Source organism: Paraburkholderia sp. SIMBA_027, assembly GCF_046535315.1.
GTDB lineage: Bacteria > Pseudomonadota > Gammaproteobacteria > Burkholderiales > Burkholderiaceae > Paraburkholderia > Paraburkholderia tropica.
In genome coordinates this window covers 141,575-162,725 of record NZ_JAWRWY010000001.1, presented here as the reverse complement: position 1 = coordinate 162,725, position 21,151 = coordinate 141,575, and the positions used below count along the sequence as shown (strand labels likewise).

Annotated in this window: 16 protein-coding genes; 6 read left to right on the top strand and 10 right to left on the bottom strand. The window is 63.7% G+C overall.

Features of this window, described 5'->3' with window-relative positions; genetic code table 11:
- The first annotated feature begins 12 nt into the window (after nt 1-12).
- The 6 genes from SB764_RS00785 (at nt 13) to SB764_RS00760 (ending at nt 10,326) form a co-directional block, all read left to right on the top strand.
- Nucleotides 13-696 carry a response regulator transcription factor gene (locus SB764_RS00785; protein ID WP_065063058.1) on the top strand — a complete coding sequence of 228 codons (684 nt, stop codon included), beginning with the start codon at nt 13-15 and terminating at the stop codon, nt 694-696.
- Nucleotides 693-5,684, top strand: a complete 4,992-nt coding sequence (locus SB764_RS00780; protein ID WP_410862319.1) for an AAA family ATPase — start codon at nt 693-695, stop codon at nt 5,682-5,684. The genes SB764_RS00785 and SB764_RS00780 overlap by 4 nt, the downstream gene beginning before the upstream one ends.
- Nucleotides 5,668-7,929, top strand: a complete 2,262-nt coding sequence (locus tag SB764_RS00775; RefSeq protein ID WP_234775260.1) for a PAS domain S-box protein — start codon at nt 5,668-5,670, stop codon at nt 7,927-7,929. The genes SB764_RS00780 and SB764_RS00775 overlap by 17 nt, the downstream gene beginning before the upstream one ends.
- Nucleotides 7,930-7,934: 5 nt before the next feature.
- On the top strand, nt 7,935-9,110 hold the full coding sequence (locus SB764_RS00770; RefSeq protein ID WP_065062981.1) for a hybrid sensor histidine kinase/response regulator: 1,176 nt from the start codon (nt 7,935-7,937) through the stop codon (nt 9,108-9,110).
- A 179-nt stretch (nt 9,111-9,289) separates the two neighbouring features.
- Nucleotides 9,290-9,802, top strand: a complete 513-nt coding sequence (locus SB764_RS00765) for a redoxin domain-containing protein (RefSeq protein ID WP_410862317.1) — start codon at nt 9,290-9,292, stop codon at nt 9,800-9,802.
- A gap of 17 nt (nt 9,803-9,819) precedes the next feature.
- Nucleotides 9,820-10,326, top strand: coding sequence for a DsbA family protein (locus SB764_RS00760; protein ID WP_410862315.1), 507 nt, complete (start codon nt 9,820-9,822; stop codon nt 10,324-10,326).
- A gap of 44 nt (nt 10,327-10,370) precedes the next feature.
- Here SB764_RS00760 and SB764_RS00755 read toward each other — a convergent pair whose 3' ends face one another.
- The 10 genes from SB764_RS00755 to SB764_RS00710 all read right to left on the bottom strand — a co-directional run bounded on the left by SB764_RS00755 (nt 10,371) and on the right by SB764_RS00710 (nt 21,076).
- The gene (locus SB764_RS00755; protein WP_065062987.1) at nt 10,371-11,270 is read right to left on the bottom strand and encodes a LysR family transcriptional regulator; all 900 of its coding nucleotides are present in this window, start codon (nt 11,268-11,270) and stop codon (nt 10,371-10,373) included.
- Nucleotides 11,271-11,383: 113 nt separating this feature from the next.
- A complete protein-coding gene (locus tag SB764_RS00750; RefSeq protein WP_065062989.1) occupies nt 11,384-12,502 on the bottom strand; it encodes a porin in 1,119 nt (372 codons plus the stop codon).
- A gap of 118 nt (nt 12,503-12,620) precedes the next feature.
- On the bottom strand, nt 12,621-13,328 hold the full coding sequence (locus SB764_RS00745; protein ID WP_065062991.1) for a VOC family protein: 708 nt from the start codon (nt 13,326-13,328) through the stop codon (nt 12,621-12,623).
- Between the two features lie 68 nt (nt 13,329-13,396).
- Nucleotides 13,397-14,695: an MFS transporter gene (locus tag SB764_RS00740; protein ID WP_183715717.1), complete on the bottom strand. Its 1,299-nt coding sequence runs from the start codon at nt 14,693-14,695 to the stop codon at nt 13,397-13,399.
- Nucleotides 14,696-15,067: 372 nt separating this feature from the next.
- Nucleotides 15,068-16,168, bottom strand: coding sequence for an amidohydrolase family protein (locus SB764_RS00735; protein WP_410862313.1), 1,101 nt, complete (start codon nt 16,166-16,168; stop codon nt 15,068-15,070).
- A 43-nt stretch (nt 16,169-16,211) separates the two neighbouring features.
- On the bottom strand, nt 16,212-17,852 hold the full coding sequence (locus tag SB764_RS00730) for a cation acetate symporter (RefSeq protein WP_410862311.1): 1,641 nt from the start codon (nt 17,850-17,852) through the stop codon (nt 16,212-16,214).
- Nucleotides 17,849-18,211 carry a DUF485 domain-containing protein gene (locus SB764_RS00725; protein WP_124261720.1) on the bottom strand — a complete coding sequence of 121 codons (363 nt, stop codon included), beginning with the start codon at nt 18,209-18,211 and terminating at the stop codon, nt 17,849-17,851. The genes SB764_RS00730 and SB764_RS00725 overlap by 4 nt, the downstream gene beginning before the upstream one ends.
- 80 nt (nt 18,212-18,291) lie before the next feature.
- Complete coding sequence (locus SB764_RS00720; RefSeq protein WP_176080685.1) at nt 18,292-19,515, bottom strand: FAD binding domain-containing protein; 1,224 nt, start codon at nt 19,513-19,515, stop codon at nt 18,292-18,294.
- 1 nt (nt 19,516) lies between these two features.
- A complete protein-coding gene (locus tag SB764_RS00715; RefSeq protein ID WP_410862309.1) occupies nt 19,517-20,011 on the bottom strand; it encodes a VOC family protein in 495 nt (164 codons plus the stop codon).
- Nucleotides 20,012-20,356: 345 nt separating this feature from the next.
- The gene (locus SB764_RS00710; protein ID WP_065063004.1) at nt 20,357-21,076 is read right to left on the bottom strand and encodes a TetR/AcrR family transcriptional regulator; all 720 of its coding nucleotides are present in this window, start codon (nt 21,074-21,076) and stop codon (nt 20,357-20,359) included.
- Between the last annotated feature and the right edge of the window lie 75 nt (nt 21,077-21,151).

The following is a 21,151-nucleotide window of genomic DNA, read 5'->3' as shown; positions in this document are numbered from 1 at the left end:
TGAATGGGCCAGATGAAGATCTTGTTAGTCGAAGACAACGTGCAGGTGGCCGGATTCCTGAAGAAGGGATTGACGGAAGCCGGGCATGGCGTCGACTCCGCCGACAACGGCCGCGATGGCATGTTGCTGGCGCTGAGCGGCGTCGCCTATGACGCGGTGGTGCTCGACCGCATGCTGCCGGGCGGCGTGGACGGGCTCAGCATCGTCGCGGCCATGCGCGCCACCGGCAGCAAGGTGCCGGTCCTGATCCTGAGCGCGCTCGACGCCGTGGATGAGCGCATCCGCGGGCTGAAGGCGGGCGGCGACGACTATGTCGTCAAGCCGTTTGCGTTCGGCGAAGTGCTCGCGCGGCTCGAAGTCCTGCAGCGCCGCACGCAGACCGATCCCGTGACGTCGTCGTTGCGTTGCGGCGACCTGAGCATCGACGTGCTGTCACGCAAGGTCTCGCGCGGCGGCAAACCCATCATCCTCAAGCCGCGCGAATTCAAGCTGCTCGAATATCTGATGCGTCATGCCGACAAAGTCGTCACGCGCACCATGTTGCTCGAAAATATCTGGGATTATCATTTCGACCCGCAAACCAATGTGGTCGACGTGCACGTGAGCAAGCTGCGGCAAAAGATCGACGCGGGTTTCGACACCTCGCTGCTACGCACCGTGCGCAATGCCGGCTACATGCTCACGGCTGAAGCATGACGCGCGATCGGGAAGACGCAATCCGCCTCGGCGACGACGGTCTGTTCGTGCTCGCGCGCGTCGCCGATGGAGCGAGTGCGAATCCCGACGCGCCCGCGCGCCTTGTCGTGTTTCCCACGTCGCCGCAACCTTCGACGCATACGCTCGCGATGCTGGAAAACGCGTGGGCATGGCGCGCGCGCCTCGACAGCCCGCGCTTGACCCCGCCGCTCGAATTTGTTCGCGAGGGCATGACGGCCACGCTCGCGCTGCTGGATCCGGGCGGCGTGCCGCTGTCCACGCTCGATCTGCGCGCATTCACGCACGCGCAGATCATGACGATCGCCGCCAACGTCGCGCAGGCGCTCGACGCGTTGCATCGACGGGAACTGGTGCATAACGACCTGCGTCCGGAACACGTGCTGGTCGACACGGCCACGCTTGCTGTCGCGCTGACCGGCTTCGGCCTGACCGCGAGTCCCACGCCCGTCGGCAACGTGGCTGCGCCGCCCTTGATGGTGGCGCAGGCGCTGCCGTATCTCGCGCCCGAGCGCACCGGCCTCGTCAACCGTCAGGTCGATGCGCGCGCCGATCTCTACGCGCTCGGCATCGTGACCGGCTGGATGCTCACCGGGCGCTTTCCGTACGCCGCGGCGTCGCCCGGCGAGTGGCTGTATTGCCATACCGCGAGCGTGCCGGTGCCGCTGCGCGACTGGCTGCCCGCGCTGCCGGAAACACTCGATCTGCTGGTCGCGCGACTGCTCGCGAAGGCCGCCGAGGATCGCTACCAGACCGCTCGCGGTGTCGAGCACGATCTGCGCGAATGCGCCGACCGGCTGCGCGGCAGCGGTGCGTTCGCGCCGTTCAGGCTCGGCAGCGCCGATACCGACGATCGCCTGCTCATCCCCGACCGCCTCTACGGCCGCGCCGCCGAACTCGATGCGCTCACGCAGGCGTTCGAGCGCGTCGCCCGCGACGGCTCGACCGAATGTGTATTTATCTCCGGCTATTCGGGCATCGGCAAATCGTCGCTGGTCGAGGATTTTCACCGCAGCATGACGCGCGGGCGTTTCGCATCGGGCAAATTCGATCAGCACCGCCGCAACGTGCCGTACGCCACGATCGCGCAATGCCTGGAGCAATTATTGCAGCGGATTCTGCGCGACGAGCCGCGCGAGCAGGCGCGTTGGCGCAAGCGCATCCAGCAGGCGCTCGGGCCGCATGGACGCCTGCTCGTCGATCTGCTGCCGTCGCTGGAACAGCTCGTCGGGCCGCAGTCCGCCGTCGCCGAAGCGCCGCCGCACGAAGCACTGACGCGCTTCGTCGCCGTGCTGACACGCTGCATCGCGGCGTTTGCCGGCGCGGGCCAGCCGCTCGTGTTGTTTCTCGACGATCTGCAATGGCTCGACGCCGGCACGCAGTCGATTCTTGAAGCGCTCGGCCGCGGCGCGGGCAACGATGCGTTGCTGATCGTCGGCGCGTATCGCGAGAACGAAGTCGGCGCGGCGCATCCGCTCGCGCATGTGATCGCCGATCTGCGCGCGCGCGGCGCGCGTGTGAGCGACCTGTTGCTCGCGCCGCTCACGGTGGACGACATCGAGCGCCTCGTGCGCGACGCCACGCGCAGCGATACGGCGGCCAGCGGCCCGCTCGCGCGGCTGATGTTCGAGCGCACGGGGGGCAATCCGTTCTTCGCGGTGCAGTATCTGCACGCGCTCGCCGACGACGGCTATTTGCGTTTCGACGATACGGCGCGCCACTGGGTCTGGAGCGTCGAGCAGATTGCGCAGCGCGCGTTTCCTGAAAGCGTCGTCGATCTGATGATCGGAAAGATCGAGCGTCTTTCCGCGCCGACGCAACGGCTGCTGACCGATTTCGCCTGTGTGGGCGCCACGGCGTCGCGCACGGTGCTCGCGAGCGTGCACGACCGGACCGCCGCACAGATCGACGCCACGCTGGCGGAAGCCGTCGAGCAGGGGCTGGTTTATCGCCGGGCGCACGCCTACGCGTTCGTGCACGATCGCGTGCAGGAAGCGGCCTATGCGCTGCTCGGGCCGCACGAGCGGGTCGCCGCGCACGGGCGAATTGGACGGCGGCTCGATCTCGACGATGCCGATCCGGAACTCGATCGCACGATCTTCGATATCGTCAACCAATATAACCGCGCCCTGAGCGCCATCGACGACGCAGCGCTGCGCCTGCGCGTCGGCCTGCTGAATCTGCGGGCGGCGCAGCGTGCCCGCGCGGCGTCTGCTTACGCCACGGCGCTCAACTATCTGGTCGCGGGCAGCGAGATTCTCGACGAAACGGCGTGGCAAACGCATTATCGCGAGAAGTTCTCGCTCGAACTGCTGCTCGCCGAATGCACGTTCCTCGCCGGTAATCCGGGCGACGCGGAAAGCCGTTTGCGCGCGCTCGCGGCGCTGGCGCGCAGCATCCCCGAAAAAGCGGCCGTGGCGTTTCTGCGCATCACGCTGCATACAGCGCTCGACGAAATGAGCGTGGCCGTCGACATCTGCCTGCATTATCTGCGCGAAGTGGGCGTCGACTGGAGCGCGCATCCCGAGCGCGCGGCGGCGCACGCCGAATACGCAAAAGTGGCTGCGCGCGTGCGGGAGCGCTCGATCATGGCGATGCTCGATAATCCCACGCTCGCCGACGAAACGCTCGAGGCGACGCTCAACGTCTTCACGGCGGTGCTGCCGCCCGCGTTTTTCACCGATGAAAATCTCGTTTGCCTCGTGCTGGCGCGCATGGCGAACCTGAGCATGGAGCACGGCAACGCGGGCGCATCGTCGCTCGGCTTTGCCTATCTGGGCATGGTGGCGGGGCCCGTATTCGGCGATTATCCGGGAGGTTATGAGTTCGGCAAGCTCGGGATGGCGCTCGTCGACGAGAAGGGCCTCGATCAGTTTCGCGCCCGCGTCTACATGTGCTTCTCGTACCACGTCATGCCGTGGACGCAACCGATTGGCCACAGCCTGCCGATTCTGCAGCGCGCCTTCGAGGTCGCCACGGAAAGCGGCGATCTCACCTACATCGGCTTCAGCAGTTGCTGTCTCGTCACGACGCTGCTCGCCGCATCGACGCCGCTCGCGGAAGTGGAAGCGCGCGCGCTCGAACGGCTGCACGTCGTACGCGAGGCCGGTTTCGGCCTGATCGTCGATATCATCAACGCGCAGCTCGCCTTGATTCGCGATCTGCGCGGCACCTCGCCGTGGTTCGGCTCGCCTGACGCCGATTACGCCGACACGGCCGCGCTGGAAAATCATTTCGAGCACAATCGCGCGCTCGATATCGCCGCGTGCTGGTACTGGATTCGCCAGCAGCAAGCGCGCTATTTCGCGGGCGATATCGAAGGCGCGCTCGCGGCGGGCGCGCGTGCCGCGCCGCTCGTGTGGACGTCGTCGGGCCACTTCGAACTCGCCGAGTATCACTTCTTTTCGGCGCTCGCGGGCTTGCGTTCGGCGCAAACCGTCGACGCGGCGCTCGAAGCACACGTGAGCAAGGTGCAGGCGTGGGCCGCGAGTTGTCCCGCCAATTTCGAAGCGCGTGCGGCTTTGCTCGAAGCCGAGCTTGCGTGCGTGCGCGGCGCGGAAATGGAGGCGATGCGGCTCTATGAACGCGCGATCGACAGCGCGCGCGCGAACCGACTGCTGCACGTCGAAGCGCTGGCGGCGGAGCGTGCGGGTCACTTCTACCTCGCGCGCGGCTTCGCGGCGATTGCGCCCGTGTATCTTCGCCGCGCGCGCGAGGCTTACGAAAGCTGGGGCGCGAGTGCGCGTGTCGCGGCGCTCGACGCGGCGCATCCGCAACTCGCCTTCGACGCGCCGCGCGCCGTCACGCCGGACGCGGCTGCGAATCTGCTCGACGTGGAGTCGGTCGTGCGTGCGTCGCAGGCGATTTCGAGCGAACGCGTGCTGGACCGGCTCATGCACACGCTCATGACGATCGTGCTGGAGCACACGGGCGCACGCCGTGCACTGCTGGTTCTTCCGCACGAGGAGCGGCTGCACGTCGAGGCCGAAGCGCGCGAGGGCGGCGAGGTGCGCATCGGACGGCAGCCCGGAACGCCGCGCACCTTGCCGCTGACCATGCTGAACGCGTGTTTGCGCACGCACGACGCGCTGCTCGTCGACGACGCGTGCGCTCACAATCCGTTCGCGGCTGACGAATACTTTCAGGACCGCGTCTCGCGTTCGGTATTGTGTCTGCCGCTCGTCAAGCAGACACGCGTGATCGGCGCGCTGTATCTGGAAAACGAGCTCGCGCCGGGCGTATTCACGCCGCCACGCATGACGGTGCTGCGCCTGCTGGCGTCGCAGGCCGCCATCTCGCTTGAAAATGCCAGTCTCGAACAGGTCGAGGCCTTGCTCGAAGAGAAGGATGCGTTGCTCCACGAGGTGCATCATCGCGTGAAAAACAACCTGCAGTTGATCAGCAGCCTGCTCAACCTGCAGGGCGCGCGCGTGCCGGATCGCGCGGTCGCCGAACTGTTCCAGGAAAGCCGGAATCGGGTCCGGTCGATGGCGATGGTGCACGAAAACCTCTATCGCGCAGGCAATTTCGCGCGCATCGACATGGCGCCGCACATACGCAATCTGTGCGCGCATCTGGCGCGCGTCTACGAAATGAGCCAGTCGGGCGTGGTCCTCGATGTCAAGGTGGACGACGTTCAACTCGACATGAATCGCGCGATTGCGTGCGGCATGATCGTCAACGAGCTGGTGTCGAACGCGCTCAAGCACGCGTTTCCGCAAGGGCGGCGCGGGAACTTGCGCGTGACGCTGAGCCTCGACGACACGGTGGAGCATGCGCCTCGTCACGCGGATGCCGCGCCGCGCTGCATCCTGAGCGTCGCCGACGACGGCGTGGGCTTGCCCGTCGCGTTTGCCATCGAAGAGGTCGATTCGCTCGGGCTGCAACTCGTTCACGATCTGAGCTGCCAGTTGCGAGGCGTCATCGACATCTCCCGCCATGGAGGGACGTGCTTTGCGATCCAGTTCTGAGCCGGACGCGCGCGCAGCGTCCGCGACGCCTCCCGCGCGCATCCTGATCGTGGAAGACGATTGGGTGGTGGCGCGCGATATCGCCCAGCAGATGCAGCGCTGCGGACATAACGTGATCGGCCAGGTCGCGACCGGAGAGGACGCGCTGGCGCTGGCCGCGCGCGACAAGCCGGGTCTGGTGCTCATGGACATCCGGCTCGAAGGTGCGCTCGACGGTATCGACGCGGCTCGGCAGCTCCGCGCGGCGCACGACGTGCCCGTCGTATTCCTGACCGCTTACGCCGACGAGGATACGGTTCGCCGCGCGACGCTCAGCGAGCCGTTCGGCTACGTGCTGAAACCGTTCGACGATCTGCAACTGCGTACCGTCGTGGACATGGCGCTCTACAAGCACGATGCCGAACGCCGCCTGCGCGAGAGCGAGCAGCGTTATGCCGTGACGCTGGCCAGCATTGGCGACGGCGTCATCGCAACGGACACCGATGGCCGCATCACGCTGATGAATCCCGTCGCCGAGCGGCTGACCGGATGGCGCGGCGACGCGGCGGCGGGACGTCCGCTCGCCGATGTGCTCGCGCTGGTCGACGAGGACACGAATGCGTCGGTAGCGGTCAGCGTGGCCTTCGCGCTGCTGGCGGGCGGCAACGTGCCGTATCCGGCGCGCACGCGGCTGGTGGAACGGAGCGGACGGACGCTGCCTGTCGAGATCCGCAGTTCGCCGATCGTGAGCGATGGAGGCGCGGTTTACGGCATGGTCTTCGCCATCCGCGATGCGACGGAGTCGAGACACGCGTCGCAAGCCGCAATCCTGCGCGAAACCAACGAACGCCTTGGCGTGGCGATGCGCGGCTCGAAAGTCGGCGTGTGGGACGTGGAGATTCCGCGCACACGTGTGCGTGCGACGCGTCTTCAGTGCTGGAATATTTCCGCGTGGCTCGGCTATGCGGAGCGCGATGCCGAGCTGGATTCCCTCCGCGTGCTGGAGCTGGTCCACGAGGACGACCGCGCGGTGCTGCGCCGCGCCTTTGCACGATGTGCGGCGCGACCGGGAAGCGGCTTCGAGATCGAGCATCGCGTGCGCAAACGTGACGGCACCTATCGCTGGGTGCTCACGCGCGGCACGTCGACGGCGCTCGCGGCGCGGGGCGGCACGCGCGTGTCCGGCACGGCGGCGGACATCACGGAACGCAAGGCGCTCGAGGAAACGGTGCGAGTCGCGCGCGACGACGCGGAAACCGCGAATCGCGCCAAGGACCAGTTTCTCGCCAACATCAGCCACGAACTCAGAACGCCGCTCAACTGCATCCTCGGGTATTCGCAGATCCTGCGGCAAGATACGTCGTTGGCCGATCGGGCGAAGACGCACATTGCATTGATCGAGCAAAGCGGTTCGCATCTGCTGACCTTGATTACCGATCTGCTCGACTTCGCGCGTGCGGGTGCCGGGAGCGTGCTGCTCGACGTCGGTGACGTGCTGCTCTCGCCATTCGTCGAAACGTTGTCGGACATGGTGTGCCTGCGGGCGCGCGAGAAAGGTCTCGCGCAGACCTGCGTGCTCGCGCCCGACACCCCGCGCGTCATTCGCGCCGACGAGAAACGCTTGCGCCAGGTGCTGCTCAATCTGCTCTCGAACGCGGTCAAATTCACCGACTTCGGCAGCATCCAGTTTTCGGTGAGTATGGCGCGCCGCGACGTGCTGCGTTTCGAGGTCCGCGATACGGGAATCGGCATTCGTGCGGACCAGCTCGAACGCGTATTTCAGCCGTTCGAACAGGCCGGCGACAGTGAGCGCAGGCGTGCAGGGCTCGGGCTTGGCCTGTCGATCAGTCAGCATCTTGCGAATCGCATGGGCAGCGCGATCCGCGTGGAGAGTGTGCTGGGGCGCGGCAGCCGGTTCTGGCTGGATTTCGCGGTTGACGCAGATGTGGAGCGCGCGCCTGCCCGTGAGACCACGCGTGAACTGGCCGGCGCCACGCGCCGCGCCGAGGGCGAGCCCTCCAGGCGCGCCGAGCCGGCCAGATCGGCGGCGCCGTTCGAGCTGCCTTCGCGCGCCAATATGGAAGTGCTCCATGCGCTCGCGCTTCGCGGGTCGATGAGTGAAGTGGTACGGCACGTGCAGAACTTGTGCGAAGGCCCTGAAAATGGCCGCTATCGCGTGTTTGCAGGGCAAGTCCGTGCACTCGCGCAGACCTTCGAATCGCGTCAGTTGCTTGCACTGATCGAAAAGCATTTGAACGAGACTTGACGTCTATGCCCGACGAATTTCAAATCAGGCCGCCGGTCGTGCTGGTGGTCGACGATACGGCGTCGAATCTGGGCATCGTAGTGGACTTTCTGGAGGCAAGCGGTCTTCAGGTGTCGATCGCGCGCGATGGTGAGGAGGGGCTGAACCGGGCGGAACTGGTGCGTCCGGATCTGATTCTGCTGGACGTCATGATGCCTGGACTCGACGGTTTCGAAGTGTGCCGCCGGCTCAAGGCGCAACCCGAAACGTGGGAGATCCCGGTGATCTTCATGACGTCGCTTTCGCGTGCCGACGACAAACACCGGGGATTTCAGGTTGGTGCGGTCGATTACGTGACCAAACCGCTTCAGATGGAAGAGTTGCTTGCGCGTGTGCAGACGCACGTCAAGTTGCGGCGGCTTCAGCAGGCACTACAAGAACGCAACGCTCGCCTGCACGAAGAGATAGAGCGCCGCCAGGTCGCGCAGGAAGCGCTGGTCGAGATGATCAACAGCGTGCGCAACTCGTCGAATGCCATCGCTCACGATCTGCGAACGCCGCTCTCCGAGCTGCGCGCGCGTATGGAAGTGATGATCTTCGAATTGCGCAAGCAGGTCGGCACCGACACGCTCGAACGCCTCGAAGGGGCGCTCGGCGATATCGACCGTGTGATCAGCATCTTCAACGCGCTGCTGCGTCTCGCGGAAATCGATGCGGGCGTCAGGCGCTCAGGGTTCGTTTCGAGTAACGTTGCGGACATCGTTTCGGAGGCCGTGGACTTCTATCAGCCGCTCGGCGACGTGCGGGGCATCGCGCTGTCTCTCACGTGTCCACTCGAACTCAATGCGATCGTCGACCCGCTACTCATTGCGCAGGCGATCGGCAACCTGATCGACAACGGGCTCAAGTACGCTTGCACGCGAGTGCATGTGAGCGTCAACGAGCGCGAAGGCGTGATCGAAATCGAAGTCGCTGACGACGGCCCCGGCATTCCGCTGTGCGAGCGCGAGAAAGTGACGGAGCGTTTCTATCGCGGCGACGCGAGCCGCGGGACGCCTGGCGTCGGACTTGGCCTGGCACTCGTGAAGAGCGTGGCGACACTGCATCGCGGAACGCTTACTCTGGCGGACAATGGCGGCGGCCTCGCGGTGACGCTGGCTGTTTCGAGCCGCCCGGTGTATCGGCTTGCGACCTCGCCTTGACGTACGGCACAGAGGGCGTTCCTCGCGGTTATACGAAGGTTTCGTTCGCTCCTGCCTTCTAGTGAAATCTCCATGCGACGGCATGATTGTCAGACCGTCAAGCCCGGCGATATTCTGGAACACATCGGTTGCCGCGTTAGGCGGTAACTCACTGAAGCCCATCAGGAGCGTTCCCGAACATGAACACGTCGCCTTCCGTACATCATGCTTCCCCGCTGCAGCCCGGTGCGCAAGCGCCGGACTTCACATTGCCCGCCACGCCGGACCAGACGATGTCGTTGTCGGAGTTGCGCGGCGCTCCGGTCGTCCTGGCGTTCTATCCAGCCGACTGGAGTCCGGTTTGCAGTGACGAACTCGGTCTTTTCAATGCCGCGCTCGACATGTTCAAGCACTACGAAGCACAGCTCGTCGCCATTTCCGTAGACAGCGCCTGGTCGCACGCGGCCTTTTCGACGCAGCGCGGCTATCACTTTCCGACGCTCGCCGATTTCGAGCCCAAAGGGGCAGTCGCCAGAAGTTATGGCGTTTATCGTGCAGCGGAGGGCGTGAGCGAGCGGGCGCTTTTCGTGATCGATGGCGCAGGCTTCGTGCGCTGGTCGGACGTCTCGCCCATCAGCATCAATCCCGGCGTGGACGGCGTGCTCGACGCCCTGCAACGCCTCGCCCCCACCACGCAACAGGTGCTGTCATGAGCAATCTCACGCCGCCCGTGCACGCCGCCGACCATATTCAGGGCACCGCTGATTCGCCGGTCACGCTTGTCGAATATGGTGACTTCGAATGTCCGTATTGCGGCGCGATGTATCCTGTAGTCAAGGCCGTTCAGCAAGCGATGGGCAATCGTCTGCGCTTTGTGTTCCGGCAATTTCCGCTGACTTCGATGCATCCGCATGCGCTCCATGCGGCCCAAATGTCGGAGGCCGCCGCGGCGGTCGGACGCTTCTGGGAGGCCCACGACCTGCTATATGAAAACCAGGGCGCATTGAACGATGCTGCGCTCTCGAATTACGCCGCGCACGTCGGCGTGAGTGCGAGCGACTTGAAATCGGCCTTCGAAGGCGCTTATGACGAACGGATTCAACGTGACTTCGACGGCGGCTTGCGTAGCGGCGTAAATGGTACGCCGAGCCTGTTCATCAACGGTCGGCGTTATGACGGCGATCGCGACGCCAGGAGTCTGCTCGAAGCCCTCGATGCTGCCGCGGCGGGCGCGTGAGCGGCGCCGATCCGGTGGTGGAGACACTGGGCGCCGAAAGCCTTCTAGGCTGAGAAACCCTCGACAAAGCGGATGAAAGCGCGAACTTTGCGCGAGAGGCGGCGGTTGGGAAGGTAGGTGGCATACACGAAAGCCTCGCCCGCATCGGCCGTGATTTCCCAGTCTTCGAATAGCCGCACGAGGCGTTCGGCTTCGAGGTCGGGTGCCACGAGCCATCTGGGCAGCAACGCTACGCCCTGGCCACCAATTGCGGCTCCCGCGATCATGTCGAGGTTATTGGTCACGAGTTGACCGGTCACGATAACGGGCTCCGTCGTGTCGCCCAAGCGAAAATTCCAGCGCTGTCGTCGCCCCGGCTTATAGGCGAATTGCAGGCATTCGGCCCGAGAAAGGTCGGAGGGCGTGGCGGGGCGTCCATGCCGCTCCAGCCACGCAGGACTCGCTACCAGAAAGCGTTTGCTTTTGCCGAGCGTCTTGACGATGAGGCGGTCGTCGAGGTCGGGCACGCCAACACGCAGGGCCACATCGAGGCGGTCATTCACGAGATCGAGGTGGACGTCCGACACGACGAGATCGATGGTGATCCTGGGATAGGCCTGAAGAAACTCGGGTATTCGCGTGGCGAGGTGAAGACGGCCATAGGTCGCGGAAACCGACACACGCAAATGCCCCGTGAGTTCGCTGCCGCGATCGATCACGCTGCTATCGGCATCGTTCAGATCGGAAAGCACCTGCCGCACCTGTTCGACATAAGCGCACCCCGCATCGGTGAGCGAGACGTTGCGCGAGGTTCTCGTGAGCAGGGGCGTGCCAAGCGATGCCTCAAGACCGTCCATGATGCGCGCGATTGAAGACGTTGTTTTGCCGAGCTCCTGTGCCGCCGCCGTGAATCCCCCGCAGTCCGCGACTTTCAGCAAGGTATGCAGGGCTAACAACTTGTCCATGTCGGTTCCCGATTGGCTTGTGGGCCCGTTCGATTCTAAGTCAACCCGGCGCCTGAACGAAAAGAGTCGAGCGAGAAAATGCAGCTCGGCTGCGGGGCCTTTCTTGCGTCCCCTTAGAACTTGTGCTTGATCCCCAGCGTGACGACGAGCTGGCGATTGCCGCTGGCCGGTCCATATCCGAGTATGGTTGCATGGTGAGCGTCGCCTGCGGCCTGCTGCATGAATGTGAGCATCGAAAGGTCCGTGCGTTTGGACAGCGAATACACGATGGCGAGGTTCAGTTCGTGCCACATGGGTATCTCGCGCGGGCGATCGTAGACGCCGCGCGTGAACACATACGCCGCGCCGAGCAGCAACCATGGTCTCAAGTAATAGCGCGCACTGACGTTGAAGTTGTTGAGCGTGAGGTGCGTGGCGTCGAGATAGTCGTAGTTGACGTTGCTGTACATCGCACCGAATATCGCCGACCCCGCCGTGTAGAATCCGCCGGTGCCGAAGATCTTCTGGCGGCTCGCGTAGGCGTGCGGGTCCGCCGCGCTGTGCGTAAAGATCAGATAGCTTGCCGAATAATCATTATCGACCGCGCCCGGCTGATTCGTCGAGCTATAAGGCGAGTCGTATTCCGCATAGGCAACGTTCCAGTTCAAACCGCCGTAGTCGTAACTCGCCCCAAAGCTGAACGCCCGATTGTTCGCAAATCCTCCAGGCGCGTTGCTCAACCCGTAAAGCGCGGTCGCCTTGAAGCCTTTGATGTTCGGCGTCACGTACTTGAGCGAATTCTGGATGCGGATATTGTTGAACGTGTTGTCGCTGTCGCCAACGCTGCCCAGCCAGCTCCACGCCGTGTTCGGCCCGAGGTAATCGACCACGGCGTCATATTGACGGCCGGCCGTGAACGTGCCCCATCTCGGGCTGGAAAGACCCACATAGGCCTGGCGTCCGAACAGGCGGCCACTTTGGCTCGCGCTGCCGGTGTAGGGATTGAAGCCATTTTCCAGCACGAATACGGCGCTATTGCCACCGCCCAGGTCCTCCGTGCCGCGCAGGCCCCAGCGGGGGCTTTGATTCTGCCCGCTCAGCGCTTGCCAGGTGTGATGGCCGGATTGATTCGGCGACCACGCAATGCCCACGGAAATGAGACCGTACAGAGTCACGGTGCTTTGTGCATGGGCCGCGCCGGCATGTGCGCCGGCCAGACAAATCAGTGCGAGTGCGTGCGTTTTTAATTTCATTCTGGATTCCGGTCATTCCGCGGACCAAAGCGCGTTCAATGGACGTGGCGATTCCCGCGTCCGCGCACGATTGCGCGGACGCTGCAATAACGCGTGAGCGTGTGGGGAAAACGGGAGATCAGGCTGCGATGGGACTGACCGGAGCGCGGCGAATCACCTTCTCGCCCGCGTCGGTCTGGACACCCAAGGCATAGAGGCCTGAATGCTGCTTGTTGTAGCGAATCTCGAACGGAAAGTCGGCGGGACGCGCGATATCGCCAAGCCAGCGCGCGAGCGCATCTTCATCCTCGCCAATTTCAATCCAGTTGAGGCCCTCGCCGCGCACCGACCCCGATCCCGGCACGACCGGCAGCGTTGCAGGATGCGGACCGTTCGTCATCTTGAAGTACAGGTTCGGCTTGCCGATGGGCCAGGCGGTCAACGCGCTGGGCGTCTGCAAGGCAAAGCTGCGATTGCCGTTCATCATCTGACGGCCGGCCTCCTTGCCCGTGGTGTTCGGATCGACCACGGTATGGTGGTGACGCGCGAAGGCCTCCAGTTCATCGAGCGTGTCCGCACGCAGGCACCATCCAACGAAGCAGTCGCCTGTTTGCGTTTGGCGCGCGAAGAATTCTGCAAGCGGTTGCCCGCGCTTGAGGACCGTATGATCGACAATGCTTTCGACCTCGATGTAAATATCTTCGGCGAGCGGCACGACGCGATGCCCGATGCCATAGAGCGGGAAGAATCCGCCGTCGTAATTGCCGATGCCGGTTTCCTGGCTCAGTCGAAATGTGGCTTCGTACACGTTTTGCGCGGCGAGGCAAATATGATCGAAGTGAATCATCGTGAGTGCGTTCCTTGCTGTGGGGTGGTGAGAGGGCGAGCCGTTTCTGCCTTGAATTCGGGGCAGGCTTACCGGTTATGAAGCGATGGCCCGATTTGCGGTGAAGTCGACGACGGGTTCGCGTTTTTAGATGAAGCATCGTTCTGTTCGTATCGAGGCATCAAGGCGAAGACTGCGGAGGCTGCAATGGCCAGCAGCGCGCTCAGCATGAGGCCGGGCTGATAGCTGCCGAACCGGTCGGCGAGCCAGCCGATGGAGAACGGGCCGATGCCGGCGACGATGCAAAGCGAGCCGTATTGCCACGCGTAGACGCGAGGAAACACACGCAGGCCGAAATACCGCGTGCACATGTATGAGACGAGGTCGATTTCGCCGCCGAATGTCCAGCCCACTGAGAACGCATAGAAAGCCGCATAACGAATGCCGCCGAAATGGATCGCGAGCAGGCCCGCTGCGCCTACCAGGCACGAAAAGACCATGAGCCAGGAAGCCTGAACATAGTCGGAAAGCCACCCGCAGATCAGTCGCACGCAAATCGTGCCGATGCCGACCAGGCTGATGTATTTCGCGGCGGTGCCCGGCGCCGCGCCGGACTCAGCGAGCAACGGCGCCATGTGCTGAGCGTTGCCGGATACCACGAGGGTGGAGAGCGTGAAGGCGACGAACATCAGCCAGAATGTGCGGCTGCGTTTGGCATCGGCGAACTCACGCTCGAGCGCTTGCATATCGACGGCGTGCAGTCTCTCCTCGCGCCGCGGCGGCGTTTCGGACGTCGTCGTTTCGGCGCGATGATCGCGCAGCACCAGGAGAGCGATGGGCACACCGGTCGCGGCCAGTGCGGACAACGCCATGTAACCGACATGCCAGCCTAGCCGGTGAATCACGGCGGCGATCAACAACGGGAACGCCGCGCCGCATAGACCCAAACCGACCTGCGTGAGGCCCAGTGCGAGACCCCGGCCGCGATCGAACCAGCTGCTGACCACGCGCGTGTAAGGCAGGCCGCTGGTGCCGCTACCCACTAAACCAAGGAGTCCGATGAGTCCGATATACGTCACGGGAGAGCGCGCGCCGGCTGCAATCGCGAGAAAGCACAGCGCAAGCGCGAGCGCGCTGGCGGCGACTGTGCGCGCGGCGCCGAAGCGAGACAGCATGCGCCCCCAGAACTGCAATCCCACGGCAAGGCCGAGTGTGAACGCGAGATATCCCGCGCCGTACTGCGTTTTCGTGAGACCGAAGGCCTGTTCGAGGTCCCTGGCAAAGAGACCGAGGTTATAAGAACCCAGGCCGATCACTCCGACACCGAGGCCGGCCGTGCAAGCAATCAATTGAGGCCAGCCTCGGTGAAATTCGTCAAGCTTGCGCATACATGTCCTGTGTCTGGATGATTTCGTCGTGCCGACGCACGCGCGAAACAAACCGGGGTTATCGTTCAAGCGCCGCTGCACATGCATCGACGGGCTCAAGAATAGGGCCGAAAAAAAACACGATAAACGGAGATCTTGCGAACGCCGCGTTGCGTTTTCTGCAATGCACAGGCGTGAAAAGGGCATGCACGCGCCGCGGAATACGCGGGTGCGCCAGGCAATTGATGAAGTGGATTAAAGGAATGCGACGCGAGGGAAATAGCGCGTCCAAGCTGAACCAAACGATCCAGCTCGGCTCAAGAAAGGGAAATCAGACGCGGGCGTGCCCCGCGCTGTAGCGGGACGCTCGCGTAGTGCAGCAGGCGGGCCCGGCTAAATGCGCAGCAGTCGTGCGGCGTTGCCGCCCACGATCATGTTGCGCCCGGCGTCATCGATCGGAACGTGGTCGAGAAAGCGCACGGGCTGCTCGTATCCCATATCGAAGCAGTAGTCGCTGCCAAGCACGAGTCGATCCACGCCGACGTTCTTGATGAGAAACTCGAGTATGGGCCCCGAATGGGAAACCGTGTCGTAGCTGAAGCGGCGCGCGTAGCTGCTGGGCTGCTGGGCGAGCTTGCGCGTTTCAGGCCGCACATTCCACCCGGCATCGATGCGCCCCAGCAGAATCGGCAAAGCCCCGCCCGCATGCGGCAGCGTGATTTCCAGCGTGGGATAGCGGTCCATCACGCCGCCGAGAATCAGATGCGACGCGGCAATGGCCGTGTCGAAAGGATTGCCAAGCAGATTGCTCAGATAGTAGTCGGCGAGGCGGCTCCCACCGACGGTTTGTTGGGGATGCAAAAAGACCGGCAGCCCCATTTGGGCGATACGGGCGAAAATCGGATCGAAGCGGGGATCGTCGAGATCGTGATTGTCGATGTTCGTGCCCATATACACGCCGCGCACGCCAGGCAAGTCCGCGGCGCGATCGAGTTCATCGAGCGCGTCGCGCGCGTCCAGCATCGGCAGCGTCGCCAGCACGACGAATCGTGTGGGGTGGGCGCGATAGACGTCCGATGCTGCCACATTCCACGTTCTCGCCAATCGCGCATTGAACGGGCGGTCGCCCCAGTATGCCATGGGCACACTCAGTGATAGCGCCTGAACATCGACGCCACTTGCGTTCATGTCCCGCAGGCGTTGGTCGACATCGATGAACTTCATGGGCAACGGACCCAGGCCGCCGGCCGGTGTCTTGAAGGTGAACGAGTGGCCGTCGGACACAAAACTGCCGCCGTATTTCGAACCCTCCTTACCCACGAGGTCGCAATACGCTTCGGGGTAGTAGTGCGCGTGAACATCGATCGAACGCTGGTTGGCGGCCGCCGCCGAAGCCTGTTTGCCGCTCACGCCGAGTGCGGCTCCCCCGGAGACCGCGCCCAGTGCGCCGAGCAAACGGCGGCGAGCCGGGGAAATACAGCATGTGCAATCCATACCTTGTCTCCTTCTGTTTATATGTGGTGAGTACTTGCGAGGCTTACGCACCGTGCGTGGTGCCTATTTCACATCTGACAGTTTGCGAATCGAACAGCATGCGCTCGCGTTGCGCGCGGGCTGAGCGGTCGGTGACTGAGAAAAACCAGATGCCCGCAAATGCGCAAATCATCGAAAAGAGCGCGGGATATTCGTACGGGTAAGCCGCATGAACGTGCCCCAGCACCTGCACCCATACTGTTGGGCTGAGTATGGTCAGCGCCACGGCGACGGCGAGTCCAATCGTGCCGCCCGCCACGGCGCCGCGCGTGGTCATGCCACGCCAGTAAATCGACAACAGCAGCACCGGGAAATTCGAGCTTGCGGCGATCGAAAACGTCAGGCTGACGATAAACGCGATATTCTGCTTTTCGAACGCGAGTCCGAGCAGGATGGCGAATATGCCCAGAACAAAGGTGGTCGCGCGCGAGACGCGCATTTCGTCGCGCTCGGAAGCCTTGCCACGGCGCAGCACGTTCGCATAGAGGTCATGCGAGATCGCAGAAGAGCCCGCGAGCGTGAGCCCCGCCACGACGGCAAGAATGGTCGAGAACGCAACGGCGCAGATAAAGCCTAGAAAGACATTGCCGCCCACCGCGTGCGCGAGATGAATCGCGACCATATTGACGCCGCCTGTCACCGCGCCCGAAGGCGTGTGATAGCGTGGGTCCGTCGCCACGAGCGCAATCGTGCCGAACCCGATCACGATAATGAGGGCGTAGCCTATGCCGACGATGCCCGTCGCGTAAAGAATGCTCTTGCGCGCCGCCTTGACGTCGCGGACTGTGAAAAAGCGCATCAGGATATGCGGCAAGCCCGCGGTGCCGAATATGAGTGCGAGGCCCAGCGAGATGGCCGAAACCGGATCGGAGACCAGGCCGCCCGGTCGCATGATTGCGTCGTGCGCCGGATGCACGGCAACGGCTTGGGCAAAGAGTGCGTTCAGGCTGAAGCCGAAGCGCGAGAGCACCATGATCGCCATGAACGCCGCGCCCGCGAGCAACAGCACCGCCTTGATGATCTGGATCCACGTGGTGGCGAGCATGCCGCCGAAGAATACATAAACGACCATCAGCACGCCCACCATCACCACGGCCACGCTGTAGTGCAGGCCGAACAGCAGTTCGATCAGCTTGCCGGCGCCGACCATCTGCGAGACGAGATAGAGCAGCACGATGACGATGGAACTCGACGCCGCGAATGCACGGATCGGGCGCTGTGCGAGACGCCAGGACACGACGTCCGCGAGCGTGTATTTGCCGAGATTGCGCAGCGGTTCTGCGATGAGGAACAGAATGATCGGCCAGCTTGCGAGAAAGCCAATCGAGTAGATCAAGCCGTCGTAGCCGCTCGTAAATACTAGCGCGGAGATGCCGAGCAGCGAAGCGGCCGACATGTAGTCGCCCGCAATGGCCCAGCCGTTCTGAAGTGCGGTGATCTTGCCGCCTGCCGCGTAGTGGTCGGATACGCTGTTGTTCCTGCGCGCCGCCCATTTGGTGATGACGAGCGTGGAGGCGACGAAAACGAGGAACATGCCGATGGCGAGCGTATTGTGGCCTTGCGCGATAGAAGAAGTCGTCGCGGCTTGCGCCGCAACGGGCAGGACCGCCAGCGTATAACACGCGAGGAGTGCAAGGCGTTTCATGACGTCCCTCCTTTTGCGCAGGCTTCGACCATCGCGTCGTGTACGCCGTTGGCGCGCGCGACATAGATCGCCACGAGCGCGAACGTGAATACGAACATGCCGAAACCGACCGGGAACCCCCAGGTCATCGGCTTGCCTTGCGTGATCGGCATGCCGAGCCATTTCGCGTTGAAAGCAAGTGACAGGATGAACGCGAAATAGACGCCGAGCATCAAGGCAGAGAGGCCCCACGAGAAGGCGCGGCGCGTTTTCACGAGCGCGGTAAAGCGGGGATTGCCGACCAGCGTCAGCGGGGGATCGGCGGACAGGGCCGCTCCTTCGGGCCCGTATGCGCCGTGAGAGGAAAGAGTGGGTTCCACGTAGTCTCCGTTTCGATTGTGTTTGGCTCGCGCGGCGTCACCCGGGTATGGCGTTGCCGATGTGCGCCACGCGGGTGCCGTCAAGCCGTCCAGGGAACGGCGGTCTCGCGCATCACCGCCTCGGGCGTGCGGTAACGTTCGGCCATCTCGCGCTCGGACGCGTCCTTGAGTTGCGCCTGCATGTACGCCCCAAGGTGGCGCGCATGCTGAACGATGGCGGCCCCGAATTCCGTGCGAACGGCGCTATAGGCTTCCAGCGCAGCGCGCACGTCGGCACCTTCGCGCAATGCCTTGACGAGTTCCATCGCATCGCCCGCGGCTTTGGTCACGCCCATTCCGCAGTGCGGGCGCGCCACGAATGCGGCGTCGCCGAGCAGGGCGATGCGGCCAAAGGCCATGCGCGGCACTTCGAGATCGAAAATGGGCTGGAAGAGCGGCTGCGCGGCTTTCGTCACGACCTCGGCGAACTGCGGCGCAAGCAGCGCATGCGCGGCGTCTTCCATGTTGGCCAGCACGTCGTCGCGAATCAGCGTCGGCGGGATGCCGCCCTCCCAGCGTTTGCCCGACGCATCGGTGAGCATGTCGCGAAGTGCCACCTGCTCGTCGGTCGCGCGGTACCAGACAAAGTTGTAGCGCCGCTCGCCGGGCCGGGTGCTGTTGGCGTGGCCGGCCACCGGGTAGCCAAGAATCTGTTCGCGCGGGGGCAGGCAGAACGCGAATTTGTCGAAGAGCGCAGCATGCGTGGGCGCGGAAATGGCCGCTTCGTCGACAAGACCGCGCCATGCGACATAGCCCGCATACTGCAACGCCACGCGCGGCAAAAACTGCTCGCGGATTGCCGAGCGCAGCCCGTCCGCCGCGATCACGAGATCCGCCGTGTGCGTCGTGCCGTCGGCCAATGTGACGGTGGCGCGCTCGGCGTCTTCGTCCACGCGGACGACCGACATGCCCGGGTGATAGTGAGCATCGTGGATCGATCCGCGCAACACGCTGTACATCTTGCCCCATGCGGTGAGCACTTGGGGCATATGGCAGGACGAGATCAATTCGCCATCCTGATCGAATGTGCCGCGCTTGTCGATGCTGACGCCGATCGTGTCGTCAAAGTGGATGTCCGCCGCGCTCAGCGCCGCGAACAGCTCCGGATGCGTGACGATACCCGCACCGCGTCCCGAGAGCGCTTCCGGGACGCGTTCGAAAATCTTCACCGTCCAGCCGTCGCGCGCGAGCAGGTTGGCGGCGAACAAGCCGCCGAGCGATCCGCCCACCACGATCGCGGTGCCCTTCGTAATCTTGCCGTTCATCTCAGTTCCCTGCCTCTGCCAGATCGCCCGATTCGTTCAGTAATGCTGACGATCGTTTCTCGCCGTGTTCGACCTCCGAGGCGGGGAAGTTCAGTTCGATGGTGACGCCCGAGGGGTCTTCCACGAAGATCTGGTGCAGGCCGAGGCTGGGCACCGTGCGATCGCGCCATTTGAGCCCTTCGGCGCGCAGCGTTTGCCACGTCGCCTGCACGCCGGTTGCGAGAAAGGCGATGTGATCGACATTTCCCGTGCCGCTTTCTACCAGGGCCTTGTCGCCCAGGTACGCGGTCAGTCCATCGGGGTTGTGCGCGTCCACGCCGATGATGTGGACGATGCCGAAGTCGGCTTCGTCGCCACCCCGGTAGAGCCACGCGCCGGGAAAGTCGAAGGGCGGCCGGTAGCCGCGCGTGAAGCCGAGCACACGTTCGTAGAACCCGCATGAACGTTCGAGATCGGTCGTGCGGATCGAGTAGTGGGCGAGTCTGGTAATCGGCATAAGATGTTCCTCATAATTTATCGATCGATAACTGATCGGTTGATAAATTGTAGGGAGGAAGGCGCCTGAATACCAAGCGCAAAAGCGCGGGTGTTTACCCTGGAGCGGACGGGCGTTCCAAGGGGCGTATCGCTCGAATCAGGCCAGGCTCGGGGCTTCGTGGATGCGCAGGGGCGTGCGCGAAATCGCGGACTGTTTGCGAGGTGGCACGTGTATGTTGGGGAGGGTGTGGCAACGCGGGAATCTGCGGCTAATGCAATGCCGCGTTGCGGACCGTGCAAGCTTGCGCGATGCTCGCGTCAGCGCGAACGTCCCACGCATGACGTGCGAGGACGAACGAGTGCGTCAGGACGCCGCTTTCGCCTGTTTTGCCCGCGTCGCTTTGGCCGCGGGCGCGGGCCGCAGATGCTTGAGCGCCGCCGGAACGCCGTTGAGGAAGGCGTCGATCTGCAAGGCGATCTGGCCTTCGAGGTCGTCGGGAACCGGCAGCCCGTAAATCCATTTGCGCACGCCGATATAGAAAATGCTGGCGTGCAGGCTCCAGATCAGTTCGAGATCGGCCGCGCGTTGTTGCGCATTGTTCGCGGGTTCCACGCCGTATGCCTCGCGAATCTCGTTCATCACGGGAACGAACACGCGCTCGCGCAGGCGCGCGAGGTATTTCGAGTTGATGCCTTCCTTTGTCAGCCCCGCGAAAATGAAAATGCGAATCCACTCGCGGCGCAGGATGACTTGGGAATAGCCGTGATAAAACGTGACCATGCGCTCCTGAATGGGAACCGTGCGGTCGAGAATCAGCTTTTCCCACGACGAGTCCCATTGGTAGACCTCGTCGTACACGCGGTCGATGAGCGCTTCCTTGCTGGAGAAATAGCGGTATAGCAGGGGTTGCGTGACCCCGAGCTGGCGCGCCAGTTCGCGCGTGCTGCCCGAAAAACCGTGCGTGGCGAAGTGGTCGATGGCCTTGAGCAGGATCTGCCGCTCGCGCACTTCAGGCGCAAGGCGGCGCGCCGTGGCGGATTGCGCCTGCGGCGTCGCGGCTCCCTCCGTTTTCTTTCGCGGCATGCTGGATCACCACTGGTTGCGTCGTGGGGATCATACAAAGATTGCCCGCCGATGGCTAGCGGGTCCCATGCCGCG

Coding starts and splice junctions, on each gene's coding strand:
- SB764_RS00750 (WP_065062989.1), bottom strand. CDS start 12,502: ATGAAATTAAAAACGCACGCACTCGCACTGATTTGTCTGGCCGGCGCA.
- SB764_RS00735 (WP_410862313.1), bottom strand. CDS start 16,168: ATGGATTGCACATGCTGTATTTCCCCGGCTCGCCGCCGTTTGCTCGGC.
- SB764_RS00740 (WP_183715717.1), bottom strand. CDS start 14,695: ATGCGCAAGCTTGACGAATTTCACCGAGGCTGGCCTCAATTGATTGCT.
- SB764_RS00745 (WP_065062991.1), bottom strand. CDS start 13,328: ATGATTCACTTCGATCATATTTGCCTCGCCGCGCAAAACGTGTACGAA.
- SB764_RS00755 (WP_065062987.1), bottom strand. CDS start 11,270: ATGGACAAGTTGTTAGCCCTGCATACCTTGCTGAAAGTCGCGGACTGC.
- SB764_RS00785 (WP_065063058.1), top strand. CDS start 13: ATGAAGATCTTGTTAGTCGAAGACAACGTGCAGGTGGCCGGATTCCTG.
- SB764_RS00765 (WP_410862317.1), top strand. CDS start 9,290: ATGAACACGTCGCCTTCCGTACATCATGCTTCCCCGCTGCAGCCCGGT.
- SB764_RS00720 (WP_176080685.1), bottom strand. CDS start 19,515: ATGAACGGCAAGATTACGAAGGGCACCGCGATCGTGGTGGGCGGATCG.
- SB764_RS00715 (WP_410862309.1), bottom strand. CDS start 20,011: ATGCCGATTACCAGACTCGCCCACTACTCGATCCGCACGACCGATCTC.
- SB764_RS00780 (WP_410862319.1), top strand. CDS start 693: ATGACGCGCGATCGGGAAGACGCAATCCGCCTCGGCGACGACGGTCTG.
- SB764_RS00730 (WP_410862311.1), bottom strand. CDS start 17,852: ATGAAACGCCTTGCACTCCTCGCGTGTTATACGCTGGCGGTCCTGCCC.
- SB764_RS00770 (WP_065062981.1), top strand. CDS start 7,935: ATGCCCGACGAATTTCAAATCAGGCCGCCGGTCGTGCTGGTGGTCGAC.
- SB764_RS00710 (WP_065063004.1), bottom strand. CDS start 21,076: ATGCCGCGAAAGAAAACGGAGGGAGCCGCGACGCCGCAGGCGCAATCC.